Annotated in this window: 18 protein-coding genes; 11 read left to right on the top strand and 7 right to left on the bottom strand. The window is 35.4% G+C overall.

Going from position 1 to position 23,646, the window contains the following annotated elements:
* Window positions 1-14: 14 nt before the first annotated feature.
* Complete coding sequence (locus tag RHO11_12525) at window positions 15-1,430, bottom strand: hypothetical protein (protein ID WVD61276.1); 1,416 nt, start codon at window positions 1,428-1,430, stop codon at window positions 15-17.
* An 89-nt stretch (window positions 1,431-1,519) separates the two neighbouring features.
* Here RHO11_12525 and RHO11_12520 point away from each other — a divergent pair, with 89 nt between their 5' ends.
* A complete protein-coding gene (locus RHO11_12520; protein WVD61275.1) occupies window positions 1,520-1,813 on the top strand; it encodes a transposase in 294 nt (97 codons plus the stop codon).
* A complete protein-coding gene (locus RHO11_12515) occupies window positions 1,810-2,667 on the top strand; it encodes an IS3 family transposase (GenBank protein ID WVD62902.1) in 858 nt (285 codons plus the stop codon). Before RHO11_12520 ends, RHO11_12515 begins: the two co-directional genes overlap by 4 nt.
* Here the strand turns inward: RHO11_12515 and RHO11_12510 are convergent.
* Both RHO11_12510 and apbC read right to left on the bottom strand, forming a co-directional pair.
* Window positions 2,664-3,047: a hypothetical protein gene (locus RHO11_12510; protein WVD61274.1), complete on the bottom strand. Its 384-nt coding sequence runs from the start codon at window positions 3,045-3,047 to the stop codon at window positions 2,664-2,666. The two genes, RHO11_12515 and RHO11_12510, sit on opposite strands and share 4 nt — an antisense overlap.
* Before the next feature lie 641 nt (window positions 3,048-3,688).
* Window positions 3,689-4,774 carry an iron-sulfur cluster carrier protein ApbC gene (gene apbC, locus RHO11_12505; GenBank protein ID WVD61273.1) on the bottom strand — a complete coding sequence of 362 codons (1,086 nt, stop codon included), beginning with the start codon at window positions 4,772-4,774 and terminating at the stop codon, window positions 3,689-3,691.
* Window positions 4,775-4,957: 183 nt separating this feature from the next.
* On the opposite strand from apbC, the gene metG reads away from it, so the two are divergent.
* The 3 genes from metG (at window position 4,958) to RHO11_12490 (ending at window position 11,355) form a co-directional block, all read left to right on the top strand.
* Window positions 4,958-6,985, top strand: a complete 2,028-nt coding sequence (gene metG, locus RHO11_12500; GenBank protein ID WVD61272.1) for a methionine--tRNA ligase — start codon at window positions 4,958-4,960, stop codon at window positions 6,983-6,985.
* A 184-nt stretch (window positions 6,986-7,169) separates the two neighbouring features.
* Complete coding sequence (locus RHO11_12495; protein WVD61271.1) at window positions 7,170-9,899, top strand: DUF2339 domain-containing protein; 2,730 nt, start codon at window positions 7,170-7,172, stop codon at window positions 9,897-9,899.
* A gap of 82 nt (window positions 9,900-9,981) precedes the next feature.
* Entirely contained in the window at window positions 9,982-11,355 is a 1,374-nt protein-coding gene (locus RHO11_12490; protein WVD61270.1) for a DUF3999 family protein, read from the top strand.
* Between the two features lie 105 nt (window positions 11,356-11,460).
* Here RHO11_12490 and RHO11_12485 read toward each other — a convergent pair whose 3' ends face one another.
* On the bottom strand, window positions 11,461-13,185 hold the full coding sequence (locus RHO11_12485) for a thiamine pyrophosphate-binding protein (GenBank protein ID WVD61269.1): 1,725 nt from the start codon (window positions 13,183-13,185) through the stop codon (window positions 11,461-11,463).
* Window positions 13,186-13,320: 135 nt separating this feature from the next.
* Window positions 13,321-14,436 carry a murein transglycosylase A gene (mltA, locus tag RHO11_12480; GenBank protein WVD61268.1) on the bottom strand — a complete coding sequence of 372 codons (1,116 nt, stop codon included), beginning with the start codon at window positions 14,434-14,436 and terminating at the stop codon, window positions 13,321-13,323.
* Window positions 14,437-14,624: 188 nt separating this feature from the next.
* Here mltA and cycA point away from each other — a divergent pair, with 188 nt between their 5' ends.
* The 3 genes from cycA to radA all read left to right on the top strand — a co-directional run bounded on the left by cycA (window position 14,625) and on the right by radA (window position 18,759).
* Window positions 14,625-16,088, top strand: coding sequence for a D-serine/D-alanine/glycine transporter (cycA, locus tag RHO11_12475; protein WVD61267.1), 1,464 nt, complete (start codon window positions 14,625-14,627; stop codon window positions 16,086-16,088).
* Window positions 16,089-16,372: 284 nt separating this feature from the next.
* Entirely contained in the window at window positions 16,373-17,350 is a 978-nt protein-coding gene (gene serB / locus RHO11_12470) for a phosphoserine phosphatase (protein WVD61266.1), read from the top strand.
* Between the two features lie 26 nt (window positions 17,351-17,376).
* The gene (gene radA, locus RHO11_12465; GenBank protein WVD61265.1) at window positions 17,377-18,759 is read left to right on the top strand and encodes a DNA repair protein RadA; all 1,383 of its coding nucleotides are present in this window, start codon (window positions 17,377-17,379) and stop codon (window positions 18,757-18,759) included.
* A 95-nt stretch (window positions 18,760-18,854) separates the two neighbouring features.
* Here the strand turns inward: radA and RHO11_12460 are convergent, their stop codons facing one another.
* Window positions 18,855-19,301: a hypothetical protein gene (locus RHO11_12460; GenBank protein ID WVD61264.1), complete on the bottom strand. Its 447-nt coding sequence runs from the start codon at window positions 19,299-19,301 to the stop codon at window positions 18,855-18,857.
* 148 nt (window positions 19,302-19,449) lie between these two features.
* Between RHO11_12460 and RHO11_12455 the strand changes: the two genes are divergently transcribed.
* Window positions 19,450-19,977, top strand: a complete 528-nt coding sequence (locus tag RHO11_12455; protein ID WVD61263.1) for a YecA family protein — start codon at window positions 19,450-19,452, stop codon at window positions 19,975-19,977.
* A gap of 182 nt (window positions 19,978-20,159) precedes the next feature.
* A complete protein-coding gene (gene pepP / locus RHO11_12450) occupies window positions 20,160-21,479 on the top strand; it encodes a Xaa-Pro aminopeptidase (protein ID WVD61262.1) in 1,320 nt (439 codons plus the stop codon).
* Between the two features lie 89 nt (window positions 21,480-21,568).
* Here the strand turns inward: pepP and RHO11_12445 are convergent, their stop codons facing one another.
* Window positions 21,569-22,363, bottom strand: a complete 795-nt coding sequence (locus tag RHO11_12445; GenBank protein WVD61261.1) for a TonB family protein — start codon at window positions 22,361-22,363, stop codon at window positions 21,569-21,571.
* 196 nt (window positions 22,364-22,559) lie between these two features.
* Between RHO11_12445 and ispB the strand changes: the two genes are divergently transcribed.
* A complete protein-coding gene (ispB, locus tag RHO11_12440; protein ID WVD61260.1) occupies window positions 22,560-23,531 on the top strand; it encodes an octaprenyl diphosphate synthase in 972 nt (323 codons plus the stop codon).
* Window positions 23,532-23,646 lie beyond the last annotated feature (115 nt).

Raw genomic sequence — 23,646 nt, 5'->3', positions numbered from 1 at the left:
TCAGTTTTTATTTTTTAATCGGTTGATATTTCGGGCATTGATAGTCTAAGATCTATCCAACGGCCATCAGGAATATCCATCGGTTCGCCAGCAACAAAGCGACCATTTTCAAAACAGTTTTGATAAGTTCTAACGGTGATGACATTATTCTGATCCGTAGTATATTCAACAAATAGCTTTTTATTGCCGTTAGCATCTTGTGGTGTTTCAATATACCAACCTGATTTTGCAAAACCTAAGCTACCATGCACTTCATAATGCCCTACCGCCAAATATTTGACTTGCGCGCTGCTTGCTTGATCATTAGCAAAACCATCTCCAACTTTTTGTAGGTTATCTTCAATACAAGTATCAATAGCCGTTTGGCTAGTAGGATTCACTAATCTCACAATAGGAGAGGCTTTTTTATAAAATCCATTGACGTCAATGGTAGAGTTACCTGTGGTGATCACTTCACTCCATTTCATCTCACTTCCAATATAATATTGTCCAATCCATTTTTTCGGACTTTTTACCTGATTTTCAATAACCTCATAATGAGCAACCTTCCCATTACTTCTAGCAGTCACGGTTAACGTTGAATTAGTAGAATCAGGGGGACAGTTTGTTGTTGGTGATGTAGTCTTCGCACCCCAAGCTTGATAAAATCCAGTGTTATTAGTAAGTGATTTAAAATCATTTAAAGATGGTAATGATATGCTACCAAACCCACCATCTCCTTGCTTAAGTGTAACTTCAGATGTAGCGTAAGTAATGTTATCTGGTTCACTATCTTGAAGTAGAGGTTCATTAACTATATCTATTATTGAATTACTTGATTCTCCAGATATTTTAGCGATCCCCACACTCGCTGTATAAGGCCCAGTTTTCATCCATAATTTGAATTTATTATCTACAGTTTTTTCAATACCATACTTAGTATTAGAACGATCACTTTGCACTAAATTAGTTATTTTTAAATTACCGCCATTGCGAGTACTAAATGACACGATATCTGTTTGTTGAATACTTCCACCATAATCACCAGAACCCGAAACAAGTAACGTTATATTTCCAGGATTACTACCTGCTATACGGCCCTCTGCTAATAAAATATATTTAATAACATTAAGGATATTTCCAACATTTTTTTTAATGTACGTTTCGTTCTTATTGGGAAGTTTCATATTATTTTCATAAACTCCCCCTAATGCATTTATCGTTCCACTTCTCGTATTAATAACTACCGTATTATTGGTGTTCTTAGTCCCCGATGAATATAATGGAGCAAAACCTACTCCATTCCATGAAACCAGAGTCATATTGGCTGTAGTACCTAATTCAGCTTTATCACTACCATTAAAAATCCCCCAACGATAATTTTGAGATAAAACGGCTTCACTTAATGGTGTTGCCGAGGCAAAATTGGGAGCAGATCTGATGTCTGCCAACGGAACTATATCTGCTGAAATACATCCTGTAATCGTTGATGTGCTCCTAGTTTAGTGGAGACTTTTTAGTAACAAAAAAGGAGTCTCAAATGAGTAAAAAATACGATCCCCAATTTAAACAAGAAGCGATCAATTTAGCCCTAAATAGCGAACAAACTTATCGACAAACAGCCAATGATTTAGGTATAAATTACAAAACATTTTGTAATTGGATGTACCAAACGATGAATAAACCAACCCATCAAGCGATAAAATCAAATAAAAAACCAGACTATCACGAACTTGAGCGTCAAAATAAAGCGATGAAAAAAGAGCTTGAGCTACGTAAAAAGGAGATCGATATCCTAAAAAAGGCCGCTCAGTACTTTGCGAGCCTGAAATAGCAAGGTACGAATTTATTAAAAAGCAAAACACGCTATCTAAGCGTCGTTTATTTCATCTATTTGACGTGTCAAGTAGTGGTTACTATGCCTATTTAAAGCGATTACCGTCTCAGAGAACAGTGTTTAATCAGCAGCTTGACAAAAAGATTGAAACACTATTTGAAGATCATCGGCATCTCTATGGTTATCGGCGTTTACATGTCGAACTTTTGGAGGAAGGCTATTGTTTATCACGTGAACGAGTTCGTCGACGAATGCACAAGCTTCACCTTAAAGCAAAACAACGCAAAAAGTATAAACAAACAACGCACAGTAACCACAACAAACCGGTCGCTGAAAATATTTTAGATAGGCACTTTACCATGGACACACCTAATCAAGCTTGGGTATGCGATATAACTTATATTAAAGTGAACGGACAGTGGTTATACCTCGCGATTGTACTTGATCTCTACTCTCGTAAAATCATAGGCTGGGCGATGGATACGCATATGGAAAGCTCGCTAGTTTGTCAAGCCTTAACTATGGCTTTGCTTCATCGGGGCTATCCAAGTAAAGTGATTGTTCATAGTGACCGTGGTGGCCAGTATTGTTCCGATGATTACCAAGCTATATTAACGGCTTATGGCTTAACGTGTAGTATGAGTCGCAAAGGTAACTGTTGGGATAATGCGGTGGCTGAAAGCTTTTTCCATACCTTAAAAACAGAATGGATTTACCGACACAAACTAGAAAATATGGCACAAGCTAAATCGATGATCTTGTGGTACATTGAGGTTTACTATAACCGAGTAAGAAAACATTCATATTTAAACTATTTATCACCTGTTCAATTTGAAGAAAAAATGATTTAATAATTTGAAAATAACTCTCCACTAAAATGTGGGCAGATCACCATTGAATGCGTCTCATCAATGGAGGATTTTTCCATAATTTGTACTTTACGATTTACATCTTGTACTGAATCATCAAGATTAATATCATCTTGTAAAAAGGCGGTCGTTAATCTTTTTGGTGAAGAAGCGATTAAATCAATTTTAAAATCGCTAAAACCACGATAACCAAGTTTATTACATAAACGTAAAATCGTACTGGTACTAACGTGGTTAATTTCAGCTAATGCTTGAATACTGATATTTTTTAGTTCTTGTGTATGAGCAAGAATATACTCTGCAACATCTAACTCTTTAGCAGAGAGATCCTTCTTAACTTCCCTAAGCTTCAAATGAATCACACTTTCACCTTTGTATATCTTTTTATACCACATGTGTTAATAACTTTATCATAGTTGATGATGATACAAAAATCAAAATTACACGGTTTTATGTTTTTTCACAAAAAATGCGTTTTTAAAATTATATTTTATGGAAAAAAATATGTACACTTTATTTCCACAATAAATATGTTATTATTGACGAATAATATGTTTATCATATTATTTTTCCTTTCTTATTCCTTATTATTTTGCCCAATATTTAGTTGGGCTTTTTTTATTTAATCGTCAGTACAGCTTACTTCTGCGGAATTATTTATCCTAATTGATATCTAAAAAGTTCGAGAAAGAGTCAAAATATGAATATACTTACGGTAATATCTACATTTTTAACCATTATAGATACAAAAAATACTGCGTAATTAAGGTTTATATCGTAATAAAATGACTTGAGGTAGAACTATAACTTGTGACTTTTTAATAAACGTGGTCAACCATTAAAAGTAAACAATCATTTTATTAATTAAGCCCCAATACACATGCTTGAAAGAGATAATGTCAGCTGATGTTTCGTTATAATCTTGCTGTAATATATAAATATAGTATAAAAATGTTACTCTGTTTTACTGAGTAACATTTTTAATGTCATGAATGATAAAAATTTAAAGTGCTTTAAATGAGATATCAGGCAAAATGACTTTACCTTGGAAATAAAGTTCTGCGGCAACACGATCCGCTAATTCACAATAAATTTGACTAAATGGACTATCGACTTGGCTCACAACCGTCGGTTTACCACTATCAAGATCTTGTCGCAGCGACCGATGTAAAGGGATCTGTGCTAACAATTTTGTGTGATACTGTGTTGCTAACTGCTTCGCGCCACCTTCTCCAAAAATAGCCTCATGATGCCCACAATTTTCACAAATGTGATAGCTCATATTTTCAATAATTCCCAGTGTTGGAATATTCACTTTATTAAACATCGTGATACCTTTTTTAGCATCAATCAAGGCAATATCCTGTGGTGTCGTGACAATGACACTTCCTGTTACGGGTATGCTTTGAGCCAGAGTTAACTGGATATCGCCCGTGCCAGGAGGCATATCAATCACAAGATAATCTAAATCAGGCCATAATGTATCTTGTAACATTTGTAACAGGGCCTTACTGGCCATCGGTCCACGCCATACCATGGCATTATCTTGTTCAACCAGATAACCAATAGAGTTGGTGGCAAGCCCATAAGCCATAATGGGGGTCATATGTTTATTATCTGGCGTAAGTGGATGCTCATGCTGCGTACCTAACATTGTTGGTACAGAGGGACCATAAATATCAGCATCAAGTAATCCAACTTTTGCCCCCTCTTTATGTAAAGCTAATGCAAGATTAACAGCCGTCGATGATTTACCAACCCCACCTTTACCTGAACTGACTACAATAATATTTTTGACATTATTAATTGCATGCTGTTCATTAGCTCGTTTCAACGTAGCAATATCATATTCAATTGCCCAATTAATACTTTTAGCCTGGGTTTCTTTAAGCAATTTGCCACTTACTTGCTGCTGCAATTGTAGATAAGCAGATTCCCATACAAAAGGCATCACTAATTTAATAGATAAAACATCACTCTCTAACTCACATTTTTTGAGTGCATCAAGTTCAATTAAATTTTTATACAATGTTGGGTGAGTAAACTCAGATAATATAGATTTAACAATAGATAAATCCTGCACAGCCATTTTATATAACCTTGGAGACGAAATAATTTAGGTTAAATTATGGCACAAATCTGGCGATAATCCTATGTTTGATGTAGTATTTAACGTTTAATCAATAAAATTTTCCTTGCGCGGCTATTTACCAAGGAATAATATCGACAGCTGTAATTAATCTTATTAGATAATAAAACAAAAGGTAAAAAAATGACGAATAAACGCAGAATATTGGTAACATGCGCCCTTCCTTACGCAAATGGCTCAATTCACTTAGGCCACATGCTTGAACATATTCAAGCTGACGTTTGGGTACGTTATCAGCGAATGCGTGGTCATGAAATATACTTTATTTGTGCCGATGATGCCCATGGTACGCCAATCATGCTAAAAGCTCAGCAAATGGGAATTACACCAGAAGAGCTTATCGCGAAGGTAAAACAAGAGCATCAACGCGATTTTGCTGGCTTTAATATTAGTTTCGATAATTATCACTCAACTCATAGCCCTGAAAATCGTCAATTATCTGAACTCATTTATACAAGATTAAAAACGAATGGTTATATTAAGACTAAAATTATTTCACAGCTCTATGATCCTGAAAAAGAGATGTTTTTACCCGATCGTTTTGTTAAAGGTACTTGCCCTGTATGTAAAGCACCAGACCAATATGGTGATAACTGTGAAGTGTGTAGCGCAACCTATAATCCGATTGATTTAATTAATCCTAAATCAGTCATCTCTGGCGCCACACCTATTATTAAAGAATCAGAGCACTATTTCTTTGATTTACCAGAATTTAAGACAATGCTACAGGAGTGGATCCGTTCAGGTACTTTACAAGAACAGGTCGCGAATAAAATGCAAGAGTGGTTTGAATCCGGTTTACAACCTTGGGATATCAGCCGAGATGCCCCTTATTTTGGTTTTGAAATTCCAAATGCACCTGGTAAGTATTTCTATGTTTGGCTTGATGCGCCAATTGGTTATATGGGTTCATTTAAGAACTATTGCGATCGAATGGGAAATATCAATTTTGACGATTTTTGGAAAAAAGAGTCAACCACTGAATTATACCATTTTATAGGTAAAGATATCGTTTACTTCCATAGTTTATTCTGGCCTGCAATGCTTGATGGTAGTGAGCACCGTAAACCAAATAATATTTTTGTACACGGTTATGTCACTGTTGATGGCGCCAAGATGTCGAAATCACGTGGCACCTTTATTCAAGCAGATACGTATCTAAAACATCTCGATCCGGATTGTTTACGTTATTATTATGCAGCAAAATCATCCGCAACTATTGATGATATTGATTTAAGCCTCGAAGATTTTGTCCAACGTGTGAATAGCGATATTGTTAATAAATTAGTCAACTTAGCCTCCCGCTGTGCTGGTTTTATTAATAAGCGATTTGATGGTCAGTTATCTAGTCATATTGAAGATCAGCCATTATATGATCACTTTACTCAGAAAGCAGAAGTGATTGCTACTTATTTTGAAGCTCGTGAATTAGGTAAAGCAATTCGAGAAATTATGACGCTTGCAGATGAAGCCAATAAATATATTGATGAAAAAGCACCTTGGGTTGTTGCAAAACAAGAAGGACAAGATCAGCTATTACAAGATATCTGTTCAATGGGAATTAATCTATTTAAAGTATTAATGACCTATTTAAAACCTGTTGTACCAAATTTAGCACAACGTAGTGAAGAGTTTTTAAATACATCATTACAATGGAATTCACTCGCGTTACCATTAACTAATCATACCGTGAATAAGTTTAAAGCCCTATTTACACGTATTGAAATGAATAACATCGATAAAGTAATTGAGGAAACTAAAACACTATTAGCACCAGCTGTTGTAGCTTCTAATACTGATGTCGTACCGTTCGAAGAGACGATTAATTTTGATGATTTTGCTAAAATAGATCTACGCGTTGCTCTTATTAAAGATGCGCAATTTGTTGATGGATCAGATAAACTGCTACAACTCACTTTAGACATCGACAGCGAAATACGTAATGTATTTTCTGGTATTCGTAGTGCATATCCCGATCCACAAGCATTAGTTGGTAGACTAACCGTTATGGTAGCTAATTTAGCTCCGCGTAAAATGCGTTTTGGTATTTCACAAGGTATGGTACTTTGTGCTAGTGGTAAAGATGATAAAAGTGGTTTATATCTTTTATCTCCAGATAGCGGCGCGACACCAGGTATGAAAATTAGCTAAAAATAGACTATTTTTCAGTTTAAATTAAGATAATATCGTCCTATTAAAATCTAAACTAGGCATCTGAAAATAAGATGCTTAGTTTAAATCAAAATATCTATTTTTTGTCATTCGTCATCCTATTCCAAAATAATTCATTTACTGTCATACTAAGCAAGCCTAATAAATAATAAAAGAGAAAAATATGGCAGGAATAATTCTTCTTATTGCCCTTGTTGTATTTGTTATTGCTTGGATTGCTTTTGCCAATTTACAAGCTCGCGTTACCGGGTTACAACTACAAATTCAAGCCTTAAAAAAGCGTATTGATACGCTCTCCCCGTTGCAAAATAGTGAAACGGTGAAAAATCAGTCAACACAGACAGCTGTCGAATCCGTTGCCCACGTTCAACACGATATAGCTAAGCAACAAAATGCAATGGCGCCCAGTGTTATACAACCCACTTTAGCACCGCAAACACCTATTTCATCAGCTGAACTTGTTACTCAAACGACGCCTAAAGTGATCCCTAACATCATATCAACAAAGACTCAACAATATACTGAACAAAAACAGATTGATAAAAATAGCTTGAGTTATCGTTTCACTCAATGGCTAATCAAAGGTAATCCCGTCGCGAAAGTTGCCATCATTATTCTATTCTTTGGTCTATCTTATTTATTAAAATACAGTATTGATCATGGTTTATTATCACCAGAAATAAGAATATTAGGCTCATTATGCTTAGGACTAGTCTTATTAACCATTGGTTGGCGTCTACGCAAGAAAAAAGAGCTGTATGCCTTAATTTTACAAGGTGGTGCGATTGGCGTTCTCTACTTTACCTTATTTGCGGCGTTTAAACTCTACGCTTTAGTACCGATGTTACTGACATTTGCCCTGCTCGTCATTGTTTGTTCGACAAGCGTGATGTTCGCCGTGTTACAACGAGCGATTAGTTTAGCGATTATTGCTTGTGTTGGTGGCTATTTAGCACCGATTTTATTATCAACGGGTAGTGGCAACCATATTGCTTTATTTAGCTACTATTTACTTATTTCTTGCGCAATTTTAGTTATTAGTTTTTGGCAATCTTGGCGGGTATTAAATCTTATCGGTTTTATATTTACCTATGTCGTTGCGCTCCTTTGGGGAATGAGTAATTTTAAAGCCGAGTTTTATTTAGAGTGCCAGATATTTATCATCGCTAATATGTTAATTTATGGTGTTCTAGCGGTGTTGCTTTCAGTACGTAATACAACCAAAGAACCTAATCAAAATGCTTTCGATCTATTTTTATTACTTTCAGTGCCACTGCTCGCATTTTGTTTGCAATATTCGATTACCGTACAGTTTGATTATGCTCCGGCGTTTTCGGCACTCGGTTTTGGATTATTCTACCTCGTCGGCGCCTTCATCACGCTACGTCGCTGGAAAAACCAAGCTAAACAACTGGCATTATATGGACTGGCAATCGGACTAGGGTTTACTACACTTGCGGTTCCTCTTGCCTTAACGGCCCAAAGTACCGCATTAGTTTGGTTACTCGAGGGAACGGCAATCAGCTATGTAACATTATCGCAAAAACAGTATCGTTTTAGCTGGGCCGGTGTCATTATCGTCTTATTAGGAACAATAAGTTCGAGCGTTGCAGCAAACGATTCATTTAGCAATAGTAGCTTTATTCTATTGTATGGAGTAACTAGCGCCATACTGCTATTTAATGCCTGTTTATGGCACTATTATCGAGCCCTACACTCTAGCTCAGAGCCACTAAAAATACTATTTATTATTCTAGCTGCATTAGCTTGGTCAGTATGGATTATTGGTAGTATTGAACGTTTATCAACATCATCCAATTATATTGTTCAGCCTATTATCGCGTGTTATGTAGCTGCGGTATGGTTGTGGTTTATGATTGGGCGAAAAATAGAATGGTCGGTAATGCGTTATGCAGTAATCGCTCTATGGCCAGTATTATTCCTATCTCTAGCTAATAATATGCTATTTTATATCCATGATTACTACGCTGGATTATGGGGTCTTAGTTGGTTGTTCGCATTCTTGAGTGGCTATATTTATCTCTATCTGGATCGAGATAATTTAGCAAAATGTAATACGATGCTCGTTTCAACATTACATATTAGCTTACTGTGGATAGTATTAGCTTGGTTATACTATAATATCAGCTGGTTATTATCATTTTTACCTTGGGGCTTTGAAGTCGTCAAAGCATCAATATTAATGATATTTACCTGTATCGTCATATTAGTCTGCTTTGTATTAAAGCAATATCGTCGATATCCATTACAAATGTATCAAAAACAGTATTGGTTAATTGGTCTGTTACCCGTTGCACTCTATTTATTGTTCTCACTTATTACAGGTTTATATAGCAGCGGACAAATCGTCTACTGGACATATATTCCATTTATCAATCCACTTGAAGAGAGTGCAGGTTTTACATTAATGATGTTAGCTGTCTGGTTACATCAGGTAAGTAAATTACTTGTTGTACAAAATAGAGTCCAGACAAATATTATTACACCGTCATTATTAATATCTTTATTTATAATAAGTCTAATATTTTTATGGGGTAATAGTATTATTCTACGAACGATAAGCCAATTATTAGATTTGTCGTGGTCATTTTATGTCTTATGGCACAACAATATTGTACAAGTCGTATTATCATTAGTCTGGACATTAAGCGCCTTAATTCTTATTGTGATAGCTCACCGCTATGTATTACGTAATCTGTGGTTTGTGGGTGCAATATTACAAGTAATAGTGGTGCTTAAACTCGTATTCGTTGATAGTGTCGAACTTGATGGTTTAATGAGAGCATTTGTATTTATTGGCGTCGCGTTACTTATGTTAGTAATTGGTTACTTAGCACCAATTCCACCTAGAGCAAAACACGAAACACCATAAATATAAAATTAAGTAATAAAGAACAAGTAACAAGCAGTGCGCTGTAAGCAGTGCTTAGGATGTCAAAGATTAGGATAAGAATATGATAATTAACAAATATACGACCGTATGTTTATCATTAATGATAAGTTTTAATGCACTATCAGCAGAAGTTGACTCAACAAACAATTATGCATTCGGGGCTGAGTTGAATCTAACTGATACAGAAAGTATGTTTAGTCGAGTCGAGTTAGATAAACAGATCTACACCCAAACTCAATCACCAAAATTGGATGACTTACGCGTTTTTAATCGCAATGGTCAAACAGTACCATTTTCTTTAATTAATGTTTATAACAAAAAACAGAATAAACAGCAATTTGATATGGTAATGTATCCCCTTGAGTTAGATAATCGAAGTAATAACTCAACTAGTAATAATTATTCAATCGCAATTGATGGGCAGAAAGTTAATATTAATCTGGATAAATCAGACCATGACTCAAATGGGTATACTCGCTCTTACCTATTACAAGTTCCTAATGATATAAAAGTAACGCAGCCCATTGCCAATATTAAACTCTCTTTTGCCGACCAAGCTGAAAATTGGCAAGCAACGGCAGATATAGCATATAGTTCAGATTTAAGATATTGGAATAATACTGTAAGTGATGTTCCTATCATGCGATTAACAAATAACGATAATAGTCAATTATCGCTATTGGATATTTCTTTCCCCTCTTATTCCAATACTAAAAATCGTAATTGGTTAATTACTCTATATTCACAAAAACCAATTCCTGAACTTAATAACGTCACCGCCTCAACAGATGAAGCGACGCGAAATAATACATTATATGGAATTGATTTTTCGTTGGATAGTTCAGACTTACAAAATGCAATCTATACGCTACCTTCACCGCAACCAGTGAAAACGATGACTATCGAATTAAATAATTCTCGTAGCGTACTTCCTGTAAGTATTTTTTATAAAACCGATAATAAAGATCAAAATTGGGTTAAATTAGAAGATCGTATTCTTCGCAAAACTGACTATAACGATGAACCAACTCGTATTGAATTTGATGGTACACTTATTGCTGCAGTAAAATTAACAACAATTAATAGCTATTTTGATCAACCACCTAAGTTAATCGCTTATCGTAATAAAGTCGACTTAGTATTTAATAGTGCCAATAATGCACCGTTTATTCTAGCATGGGGATCTGCGCAATCGAAGGCGGTAGCATTACCAAGTTCAACATTACTATCAGCAACGGATTCGCCAGATTCATTACCGTTAGCTTTTATTGGTGATCCCGTTAAATTAGCCGGCGAGAAAGCGCTAATCACTGCTGAGAAAACACAATCATCTGGCTTTCCACAATGGATTATTTGGTTGGGTTTAATTATTGGAGCTGCTGTACTGGTAGCACTTGCATTAAAACTATTGAAAGAGATAAAGAAACAGAACTAAGTTTCTTTATTAGTGAATAAATTAGTTCCTATAACAAGACAATCACATCCATCATATAATCGATAACTCGTATAAAATTACATGAGTTATCGATTATGATTGGTCTTATTTTTTAATAAAATTATCTTTAATTAAATCAATAAAATCATGTCCCTTACCTTCTAAGGTTGCTTTAGCACTATACAATGCCATGCCTTTAACCTCATCAATACCAACAGCTGGTGGCATAATTAACTCATTAGAACTAGTATGAACGTCTAATAACGCTGGGCCATTATGTGCTAAAAACTCTTGAACAGCTTGCTCTAATTCATCAGCATTAGTGACTTTTCGTCCATAGAATCCAATACTTTCAGCCAATTTAGCTAAGTCTGGGTTACTTAAATCAGTGTAACGCTCAACTAATCCCTCACCTTTTTGTTCTAATTCAACAAAATTAAGTGATCGGTTGTTTAATACTGCAATTTTTATTGGCAATTTTTCCTGTACAGCAGTAAGTAAATCGCCTAATAACATCGATAAACCACCGTCACCAGAGATAGAGATAACTTGTCTTGTTGGATAGGCCTTTTGTAATCCTAGAGCTTGTGGCATTGCATTGGCCATTGAGCCATGTTTTAAGCTACTTAACGTACGACGTTTACCATTAACATGAATATGTCTAGATAACCATACCATTGCAGAACCGACATCAGCAGTAAAAATAGCATCTTCAGACGCATATCGATCAAGTAAATCGACTAAATATTGAGGATGAATTAACGAATCCGATGAAGCGACGAGTTTTTTATCCAATTTAGCAACAGCTTTGCGATATAACTCAACATATTTATCCAAAAATAGCGTATCTTGTCGAGGCATTAATAATGGAATTAAAGCTTGTAAAGTGGACTTCACATCAGCAACTAAACCAAAATTAACTGGATGACGTAAACCAATACGGGTCGCATCATGATCAACTTGAATCACTGTAGCATTATCTGGATAAAATTGTGACCAAGCAAACCCACAACCAAGTAACAACAAAGTATCACATGACTTGATCATATCAAAGCCACCTTTGGTACCAAACATCCCCGTCATTCCGACATTATAGGGATTATCGTACTCAATAAAATCTTTCGCTCTTGAAGTATGAGCAATAGGTGCTTTCAAAATTTCAGCTAACTGAATTAATTCATCATGAGCATACCGACAACCAATTCCAGCATAAATACCGATATTGCTCCCCTTCTCTAACAATATGGCTAACTGCTTTAATTCGTTCAAATTAGGAGATAAAGATGATTGAGATTGTTGAGGTTGATAAGTAACAACGTCCTCAATTTCAGCTTTACTCACATCAACCGGTAAAATAATCACGGCAACACCGCGCTGATTAATTGCAGCCTGAGCCGCTTCAGTAAATACTCGGCGAGCATTTTTCGGATTAATTAATTGTTGGCAAAAGACTGAACAACTTTTATAAACACTGACAAAATCGACTTCTTGCGGGAAATCAGAACCTAAGGTATCCGTCGCTAATTGACTCGCAATTAATACTACGGGAGCACCATTGCGCTGTGCTTCATAAATACCATTAATAAAATGTAAACTACCAGGACCACAAGATCCAGCACAGACCGTTAAACGATCTGACACGAAGGCTTCTGCGCCAGCCGCGAATGCTCCCGCTTCCTCATGCCGTACATGGATCCATTCCATATCACTATTATGAATAGCTTCGGTAACATAATTTAATGTATCACCAACAACACCATAGCAGTGTTTAGCACCAGCTTCTGATAAAACATCAATCAAAATATCTGCAACTCGTTTCTTTGTAGTCATATCCTATCCCCTGATAACCCTTTTAGCTCATGAATAAATAGTAATAACCATTTAATCCTATTATTATCAGTTACGCAATAGTCAGCTTACTACTTATTACAATTTATTAAATAGCTAAAATTAAAAAATATTTAATTACTTCAATGGTGAAGATAAATAACTATTAGGGGGTGGTGTAATTAACCACACTCGACCATAATGGTTATAGTAACCAGCTTGATGCCCGGCTTCATCACCAATTCCTTGGTAAATATCAAGGTGTTGCCCTTTGATTGCACCACCAATATCTAGCGCGATCATCAATCGTAGCTCTCGTTGTCCATCGTAAATACCGTTTTCATCCAACAAAGGAACATCAACCAACATGACTGAACCAGCAGGAATAATAGATTGATCAGAAGCAACAGAGGCTTTAGCAATTAATGGAATTCCAGTTGATCCGACTACCTTAGCGTTATATTGTGGTTTAAAAAAAACAGCAGAGGCATTTTGTTGTAATAAGTTAATGATCGTCGCTTCATCTTGCTTATCTGCCCAAGCTTTAATTGCTTGCATTGAGATTTTATCGCGATCTATTTCACCTTTTTCAATAAGTAATCGACCAATACTTTGGTAAGGATGACCATTTTTACCGCTATAACCTAAAAATACTAACGGTTCACCATTTTCAAAATCAATATAACCACTGCCTTGAACCTCCATAATGAAGTTATCCATTAACGAGCGAGTATAAGCAATCTCTAGTTGCTGATTGCTCAACGCTCCGTTATAAATATCCTGTCTTGTAGGTAGTTTTCCTCGCCAATGTTCAGGTTTAGCATAAAGAGGATAACGAAATTGCTCATCGGCTTGATGTCTGGCTTGAAGTACTGGCGTATAGTACCCAGTAAGATGGACATTTCCCCAATTATCTTGCCCTGCGAGCTGATAACTACTTAAACCGACCTTATTAAATTCGTTAGTTGTAAAATGAGATGCTATCCATTGATTAATAGCTTGATATGTAGCTATATTTTTCTTATATAGCGATGGGGACACCTGTTCGATCATTTTTACTTGCTGCAAATAATCATCAATATTAATCGGAGTACCTAAAGTTGGCTGAGATAAATTTAAAACAGTTGGTAACTGACCATTTAAATATTGTTGACCTTGTTCTGTTGGATAATTTTTACAACTTGTTAACATTGTTATCGCTAATACCCATCCCAAACAGCCAATAATCCGTTTATTGTTGAACTTTTTAATCATTTATTATTCTCGCTAAATTGGTGCAAAAAGACTCAAAACAGTTCATTATAAGCACGTTACTATAATTATTTTTATATCATAAAAATATTTAATGATGATTCCCAATAAAAATATTGATATCACTATATAGAGTCTTTAATATCATGGAGCTGTTTATCATTTAAAATTATTCAAGGGATCAAGATACCATGAATTCAGTTAATAATACTGAGTCTTCACAAGAAAATAAACTGAAACGTAATTTATCTAATAGACATATTCAGTTAATAGCTATTAGCGGTGCAATAGGTACTGGCTTATTTATGGGTTCAGGTAAAACAATTAGTCTTGCTGGCCCCTCTATTATTTTTGTCTATATGATAATTGGTTTTGTTCTATTCTTCGTCATGCGAGCAATGGGCGAAATTTTACTATCCAATCTCAATTATAAATCATTTAGTGATTTTGCTGCCGATTTACTCGGGCCTTGGGCAGGATTTTTTACAGGTTGGACTTATTGGTTCTGCTGGGTTGTGACAGGGATTGCTGATGTTGTAGCCATTGCCGGATATGCCCAACATTGGTGGCCTACTCTGCAAGCCTGGATCCCAATGCTCATTTGTATTGTTGTTCTATTATCGCTCAACTTATTAACAGTTAAAATGTTTGGAGAGACCGAATTCTGGTTTTCAATGATCAAAATTGTCGCGATTTTAGCACTGATTGTTATTGGTATTGTACTAATCGCAACATCCTATCACTCAGAACAGACAAACACATCTGCTGCACTGAGTAATTTATGGCAATATGGTGGCATGTTTCCTAAAGGATTGATGGGCTTTTTTGCTGGCTTCCAAATTGCTATTTTTGCTTTTGTCGGAATTGAGTTAGTCGGTACAACAGCGGCTGAAACTAAAGATCCAACTAAAAATTTACCAAGGGCAATTAATTCCGTTCCTGTGCGTATCATTTTCTTTTATGTTTTTTCGTTAATAATCATTATGAGTGTTACGCCATGGATCTTTATCTCACCTAATAAAAGTCCATTTGTTGAACTATTTACACTAATTGGTTTACCTGCAGCTGCTAGCCTAATTAATTTTGTAGTCTTAACGTCAGCGGCATCATCAGCCAACAGTGGTATTTATTCGACGAGTAGAATGCTATTTGGTTTAGCAAAAAAACACGATGCACCATCTATGTTTGGTCGACTATCAAGTAGAGCCGTTCCTGCTAATGGATTAATGTTTTCATGCATTTGTTTACTTGGTGGCGTAGTATTAATCTATATGGTTCCTGATGTCATGACGGCATTCACGATTGTAACAACCATATCAGCAATTTTATTTATGTTTATTTGGTCGATGATTCTATTATCGTATATAGTTTATCGAACTAAACACTCAGAGAGACATGAGCAATCATTATTTAAAATGCCTGGCGGCACATTTATGTGTATTATTTGCCTAGCTTTTTTTGCTTTTGTTTTAGTCTTATTAAGATTTGAAACAGATACTCTCAATGCACTTATTGCAACGCCAATTTGGTTTTATATCTTAGTTGTTGGTTATATCGCTCGTAAGTTACCACTCACCTATAGAATTATTTTTATTATTTTAGCTATAGTTGCATTAATCTATGTATTTCCTAAATTACCATTTCAATTTGGATAATATCGAATAGAGATATTCTATCAATAACAGGGATATTAAGGACTTAGTTCCTTATATTCCTGCTAACTTTTTAATAACAATATATTCGCGTTCATACTAAAAACTTACCTTTGTTATAATACCCTGAACTTAATGAGTAATTAGCCAATTTTACTACCATTATTTCTGAGTAAAATTACAGCAATTATAACGCTGTCCTAACTAATTATTTGTAACGTCTATTTATCGCTTATGTTATGATAATTCACCTTTGATTCTCGTTTAATAAATAACAAAAGCTCGCTATGGGAAATACATTATATTTTAATGATCTATCAGAAAATATCGACAGTTGGCAAGGATTACCTCTTTCACTTAATGGCTGTGAGGTTGTGCCATTAGATTATAATGCAGGTAAAACTGGTTGGATTATTTACGGTAAAAAGCTAAATAAGACGTTATTATCGCAATTTCAAAGTAAACTCGCTATGCCAATAGTAATCGTATCATCTTGGAAGATTAAGAACTACCAAGTAGTACGTATTGCGGGCGTCATGCCTAAAAAATCCCAAGAGATTGCGAATGAATTAGAAATTGATGTTTCAATTATTGATAATCTACCTTCATTACATTCAGAGGGGTTGTTAATAATGGATATGGACTCGACAGCAATTGAAATTGAATGTATTGATGAAATCGCTAAACGACATGGCTCCGGAGAGTTAGTCTCAAAAATTACCGAGAAAGCAATGCGCGGTGAAATGGACTTTTCAACTAGTCTACGTAAACGCGTTGCAACACTAAAAGGTGCTGATATTACAATTTTAGAATCAATTAGAGATAAATTACCGATTACACAGGGCTTAAGTTTTCTAGTTAGAGAACTGCATAAACGTAAGTGGAAAATAGCCATAGTATCGGGCGGTTTTACCTATTTTGCCGATCATCTAAAAGAGAAATTTAAATTAGCAGAGGTTTATGCTAACCAGCTTGATATAAATAATAGTCAAAGACTAACCGGTAAAATAAAAGGTCAAATTGTTGACGCAAAATTTAAAGCGAAGACACTACAAAATTTGGCTAGCCAATTTAACATCCCAATAGAGCAAACAGTGGCAATTGGTGATGGCGCAAATGATCTAATGATGATTCGTATTGCGGGGCTTGGCGTCTCTTACCATGGCAAACCGAAAGTAGTACAAAAAGCCAAAATTGGGATTAATTATGCCGATTTAACAGGCCTTATTTGTATTTTGTCTGCAAGCCTTGATAGTGAAGGTTAATTGAATTCTGTATTGGAGTAAATATTTTGGCAAAAGCGGCTAAACGAGCGTATGTTTGTAATGATTGTGGAGCTGATTATCCACGCTGGCAAGGGCAATGTAGTGAATGCCATGCATGGAATACGATTACTGAGGTTAGACTCGCAGCAGCGACCAATCGTAACGATCGTTTTACAGGGTATGCTGGTGATACAGGTACAGCAAAAATACAAAAATTATCCGAAATTAGCCTAGAAGAGTTACCGCGCTTTTCAACTAGCTTTTCCGAATTTGATCGTGTCTTGGGTGGTGGTGTTGTACCGGGCAGTGCAATCCTTATCGGCGGTAACCCTGGTGCAGGTAAAAGTACATTGTTATTACAAACAATGTGTCGCCTTTCAACCCAAATAAAAACCTTATATGTCACTGGCGAAGAATCTTTACAACAAGTGGCAATGCGAGCCAACCGATTAGGCTTACCCACTGATCAGATCAATATGCTATCAGAAACAAGCATTGAACAAATTTGTTTGCTTGCCGAAAAAGAGCAGCCTAAATTGATGGTAATAGATTCAATTCAAGTTATGCATATTGCCGATGTACAATCTTCACCAGGAAGTGTAGCTCAAGTACGAGAAACTGCGGCTTATTTGACTAGATTTGCAAAAACTAAAGGCATCGCTATTATTATGGTTGGTCATGTTACAAAAGATGGATCACTAGCGGGACCAAAGGTACTTGAACATTGTATTGACTGTTCTGTATTACTTGATGGTGATGCTGATTCTCGTTTTAGAACCTTACGTAGCCATAAAAATCGCTTTGGAGCAGTCAATGAATTAGGGGTCTTTGCAATGACAGAGCAAGGACTAAAAGAAGTAAGTAATCCCTCCGCAATTTTTTTAAGCCGCGGTGATGAGATGCTACCAGGGAGTTCAGTAATGGTTTTATGGGAAGGAACCCGGCCATTACTCGTCGAAATTCAAGCTCTCGTTGATCACTCAATGTATGGTAATCCACGCCGAGTCACTGTCGGTCTTGAACAAAATAGATTAGCCCTATTACTTGCTGTTTTGCATCGACATGGCGGTTTACAAATGGCCGATCAAGATGTCTTTGTTAATGTAGTGGGCGGCGTTAAAGTGACTGAAACTAGTGCAGATCTGGCTTTAATCTCGGCATTGGTATCGAGTTTTCGTAATCGACCACTACCACAAGATCTAGTTATTTTTGGAGAAATAGGTCTCGGTGGCGAAATTCGACCAGTACCTAGTGGACAAGAGAGAATTTACGAAGCAGCCAAACATGGTTTTAAACGAGCAATTGTACCAATCAGTAATATCCCGAAGAAAAAACCTGTTGATATACAAATCTATGGGGTTAAAAAATTATCAGATGCTCTTGATATTCTAAGTAATTTAGATATCTAATCGCTATTTTTCGGTAACAATTCTGAACTGTAAGAATGCTAAAAGGTCTATAACGAGGTAATCAGTTATACAACCTTTTAGTTTAACTGTAAAAACTAAAATAATTTATAATAAAGTGAACAAAAACAACCTAATAAGCCAGTAACAGCAGTACACATAAAATTAAAAATCACAAATCGCCCATCAACAGCTTGTGTCAAAAATAAAAACAGACCAGCCATTATTACAAAATAAATTGCAATAAGAATCATACCGCCCGTTCTTTTTTTATTACTCACTGGTATCATAAATATCGTTATTTTACTTATAAATAACCACAGTGCAAAAGATTGAATACTTAAAATAAGTACCGCTAAATGACTAAAATTGACTAATAGAACATTAAAAATAAGACCAATACTAAAATTAAAAATAACAGCACTAATAATGATGGTGGGAATGACTAAAAGCCATCTAACCATTTTTGGCCATGTAGCACAAAAACGGTAATCAAGTTCTGGAGTGATAAAAGATTTTTTATCGGAGAGCTCGGTATTCATCATAATTCCTTATTATATTTATTTTTTTAACTAATTTTACAATAAAATGTGCAATCACTAAAATGAATAATCATTCCGTATAATTTAATTATTGTATATACTATTCATCTGGTTAACTATTTCGATCCTACATTCAAGGCCAATATTCTCTATGTATAAAACAATCAATGATGAGTTAAAAAATCAACAAATAGGATTAACTGCGGCTGAATTGCATGGTTTTCTTTCTGGTATATTAGCAGGGGGAAACAGTGATGAAAGTTGGAAAGTATTACTTAATGATATGGTAAATGATGGAAAGCCTATCGCGGATTCATTGTTGACACTTATTTGCAAACTTTATGATCAAATAAAAACCCAATTGAATGATGATAATTTTGAATTTCAACTCTTACTCAATGAACAAGATCTATTTAGCCAAATTAATGATCTCGTTGGTTGGGTTAACCATTTTTTACTTGGTTTAGGACTCGCTCAGCCACAATTGGCTAAAGTTAAAGGTGACGTAGGGGAAGCTATCTATGATCTAAGACAGATCACTCAGTTAGGCTATGATGAAGAAGAAAATCAAGAAGAACTTGCTTTTGCCTTTGAAGAGATCTTAGAGTATGTGCGTATGACTGTGATTCTATGTCATGATGAATTTAGTGAATATCATCAGTCTACAACGGTACACTAGTCTATACTTTTTCTATCTGAAGTCTTAAATGCAGCTTAAACAAGATAAGTCATCCCAATTATATCCGACTTATCTAAAAGCACTTAAGAGCAAAATATTACCAATTCAAAAAGAACGATATTGTACAAAATCATTTACCGTTCATTACAGATGAATATTATTAATTAAAAATAGGTTATAACATGATCAATGAACTTATTTCTCGTCGGCGTAATGTTTTAAATAAAATGGTTGAGAATAGCGTCGCCATTTTTTTTGCTGCACCGGAAGCCGTTAGAAGCAACGATACACATTACCCTTATCGACAAAACAGTGACTTTTGGTACCTTACTGGATTTAATGAAGCTGAAGCAGTATTTGTATTAGTAAAAGAAGCCAATCATGACTATCAAACAATCGTATTTAATCGTACCAAGGATCCATTAGCCGAAACGTGGACAGGGTATCGATTAGGGCAACAAGCTGCATTATCCACTCTCCATGTCGATCAAGCCTATCCTTTTGATCAGATTAGTGAAATTTTGCCAAGCATTGTTACTGGGAAGCAAGCTTTATACCATGCAAGCCAACAATATCGATATGCAGAAAAAATCGTTAATCAGCTAATGTCTACACTAAGGAATGGTTTAAGACAAGGTTTAAATGCTCCAGACACTATTATCGACTGGCGACCCATATTGCATGAAATGCGACTATTTAAGTCTGAATATGAAATATCAATCATGCGTCAGGCTGGTAAAATTACGGCGAAAGGTCATATTCGAGCCATGCAATCCTGTAAACCCGATATGTATGAATATCAACTAGAAGCAGAAATATTACACGAGTTCGCACAACATGGAGCAAGAAATCCATCTTATAATACTATTGTAGGGGGTGGTAATAATGGGTGCATTTTACATTATGAAAATAATGATCAATTACTCAAAGATGGCGATCTCGTTCTGATAGATGCTGGTTGTGAGTTCCAATACTATGCAGGAGATATTACTCGTACCTTCCCTATTAATGGCAAATTTAGTCAAGCCCAAAAAGAAATTTATGATATTGTACTCCAATCACAATACCGAGCGATTGAGCTATTTAAACCTGGTATTTCGATAAAAGAGGTGAATGATCAAGTTATCACTATTATGGTTGAAGGCTTAGTTCGCTTAGGAATAATGCAAGGTGATATTAAACAATTAATTGCAGAAAAAACCTATACTAAGTTTTATATGCACGGACTAGGTCACTGGTTAGGAATCGATGTTCACGATGTTGGTGACTATAAAACACCTAGTAGAGATCGTATTTTAGCCCCCGGTATGGTACTTACAATTGAGCCTGGTCTATACATAAATAAAGATGCAGATGTTCCGGAGCAATATAAAGGCATTGGTATCCGTATTGAAGATAATATTCTCATAACTAAAGATGGTAATGAGATATTAACCAGTGATGTACCTAAAGAACCGCTTGAAATTGAAATGCTGATGAGCCAACTACATAACTATCGCTAATCACTATTTAATTAACTTGCTATTAACTTAATATAAACAATGAATATATTAAGTTAATAATGAGTCCAAAGACTAAGATCTTAATTGCTTTAAGCTTTATCAATATTAATCGATTTATTTCGATTAAACACAATCTTAACAGTAAGATCTTTTGCTTTAATCGGTTGGTACTTCCACTGTTTCATTGCCTGAATAACTGAACGATTAAAAATACTATTCGGCTTAGACTCTAAAATACGGATATTTTCAACATTACCATGGATACCGATATCAAATAACACAATGACATGCCCTTCAATACGCATATCAAGGGCTTTACGTGGATACTCAGGGAACTTGCGATTAATCGCAGTTGGAGTAGCTGCAAACTGGGTATTAGAAGAGATGGTTGGAGCTACTGCAGTCTCTGCAATTTTATCTGTTTTTACTTCTTGTTTAACTTGTGCAACTGAAGATTTTTTTACAGGTGGTGGTGATTTTTGCTCTTTTTCTGGCAATTTTTCAGCGACAACCAACTGAGCATCCTTCACAGGAGCTAACTTTTCAATAACTTCTTTTTCTACAATAATATCAGGGGTAACATCCGGCTTAGTATTATTATCTTGGACAATTTCAGTTACTTCATTATCAACCTCAACTTCGGGTTCTTGCGGACTGTTTAGTTGAGGTGAATCTTCGACAAGTGATTGTTCGGGAGCGGCCATCATTGATAAGTCAATCATAACTGCTTTTATTGAGTTATCACCATCTGCGGCTAATATAGCTCTTTCAGAAAAAAAACTCCCTCCTAATAACAGGCCTAACACACATAAATGCGCTACAGCAGAAATAGGTGTATAAAAATTAGAAGTCTTCTTTTTGGGTTTACAGAGCTTTTCCATCATCAGCTTATATTTAAAAAATTAAGTTATCAACCCCTGTATTTTAAATGAAAATAGTTATCATTTCCAATTTTTTAATTTATATTTTATCTTTTTATTAATAAAATAGTCAGAGTCATCTTGTTGTAAGTGGTGTTTTAACGGATAATAGTAATTTGGATATCTGCTATAAAAGTAGCGAGTTAAAGGTCAAATTTTAATGCAACAAATTATCAATCTAATTAAAGATGATCTACAGAAAGTTAATAATACAATACAAAATCAGTTGTCATCAGATGTTGTTCTAATCAATCAATTGGGTAATTATATTATCAGTAGTGGTGGTAAACGTATCCGACCAATTATTATGCTTCTAGCTGCTAGAGCCTTATCCTACAAAGGTGATAAGCATATTATGGCGGCAGCATTCGTTGAGTTTATTCATACAGCAACACTCTTACATGATGATGTTGTTGATGAATCCGATTTAAGAAGAGGTCGTTCAACTGCTAATGCATTATATGGTAATGCAGCAAGTGTTTTAGTTGGCGATTATATTTATACTCGTTCATTTCAAATGATGGTAAGTATTAATTCATTACCGGTCCTTAAAGTAATGTCTGAAGCCACGAATGTGATAGCAGAAGGCGAAGTACAGCAATTAATTAATTGTAACGATCCGGATATCACTACAGAGCAATATTTGGATGTGATTTATCGTAAAACAGCTAGATTATTTGAAGCAACGTCTCATAGTGCTGCATTGATCAGTGAAACGTCCGAAGAGTTGGAATTAGCCTTACAAAACTACGGTCGCTATTTAGGAACGGCTTTTCAATTAATTGATGACTTACTTGATTACAGCGCTGAAGATGCAGCAATATTAGGTAAGAACCTTGGTGATGACTTAAATGAAGGTAAACCAACTCTTCCTCTATTACATGCAATGAATCACACAAAAAATGCCGAGGATGCGGCGATAATAAGAAAAGCGATTGAAGACGGTAATGGCCGACACCTTTTAAAGAAAGTATTAAACGTAATGAGTGAATGTGGTTCATTAGAGTTTACTTACCAAGCCGCTCAAAAAGAAGCTGAGAAAGCAGCAAAAGTGATTGAAATACTGCCAGATTCTCCTTATAAAGATGCGTTACAAAGACTGACTCTATTAGCTGTAGAACGTAAGCACTAATCCTCGCTCATCAATGATGAATCTCGTTTACCTAAATGATCTATTTTAGAGAGTTTTCTGGTAAATGAGATAATTTATTTTATACATTAATATAATGGTAATCCCCCCTAAAAAT

The organism is Orbaceae bacterium BiB (genome assembly GCA_036251205.1).
Lineage (GTDB): Bacteria > Pseudomonadota > Gammaproteobacteria > Enterobacterales > Orbaceae > Orbus > Orbus mooreae.
Note: the sequence above shows the minus strand (reverse complement) of the source record. Positions and strands in the feature narration are given on the sequence as shown.

Coding starts and splice junctions, on each gene's coding strand:
- RHO11_12520 (WVD61275.1), top strand. CDS start 1,520: ATGAGTAAAAAATACGATCCCCAATTTAAACAAGAAGCGATCAATTTA.
- apbC (WVD61273.1), bottom strand. CDS start 4,774: ATGGCTGTGCAGGATTTATCTATTGTTAAATCTATATTATCTGAGTTT.
- metG (WVD61272.1), top strand. CDS start 4,958: ATGACGAATAAACGCAGAATATTGGTAACATGCGCCCTTCCTTACGCA.
- RHO11_12495 (WVD61271.1), top strand. CDS start 7,170: ATGGCAGGAATAATTCTTCTTATTGCCCTTGTTGTATTTGTTATTGCT.
- RHO11_12490 (WVD61270.1), top strand. CDS start 9,982: ATGATAATTAACAAATATACGACCGTATGTTTATCATTAATGATAAGT.
- RHO11_12485 (WVD61269.1), bottom strand. CDS start 13,185: ATGACTACAAAGAAACGAGTTGCAGATATTTTGATTGATGTTTTATCA.
- mltA (WVD61268.1), bottom strand. CDS start 14,436: ATGATTAAAAAGTTCAACAATAAACGGATTATTGGCTGTTTGGGATGG.
- cycA (WVD61267.1), top strand. CDS start 14,625: ATGAATTCAGTTAATAATACTGAGTCTTCACAAGAAAATAAACTGAAA.
- serB (WVD61266.1), top strand. CDS start 16,373: ATGGGAAATACATTATATTTTAATGATCTATCAGAAAATATCGACAGT.
- RHO11_12460 (WVD61264.1), bottom strand. CDS start 19,301: ATGATGAATACCGAGCTCTCCGATAAAAAATCTTTTATCACTCCAGAA.
- RHO11_12455 (WVD61263.1), top strand. CDS start 19,450: ATGTATAAAACAATCAATGATGAGTTAAAAAATCAACAAATAGGATTA.
- pepP (WVD61262.1), top strand. CDS start 20,160: ATGATCAATGAACTTATTTCTCGTCGGCGTAATGTTTTAAATAAAATG.
- RHO11_12445 (WVD61261.1), bottom strand. CDS start 22,363: ATGATGGAAAAGCTCTGTAAACCCAAAAAGAAGACTTCTAATTTTTAT.
- ispB (WVD61260.1), top strand. CDS start 22,560: ATGCAACAAATTATCAATCTAATTAAAGATGATCTACAGAAAGTTAAT.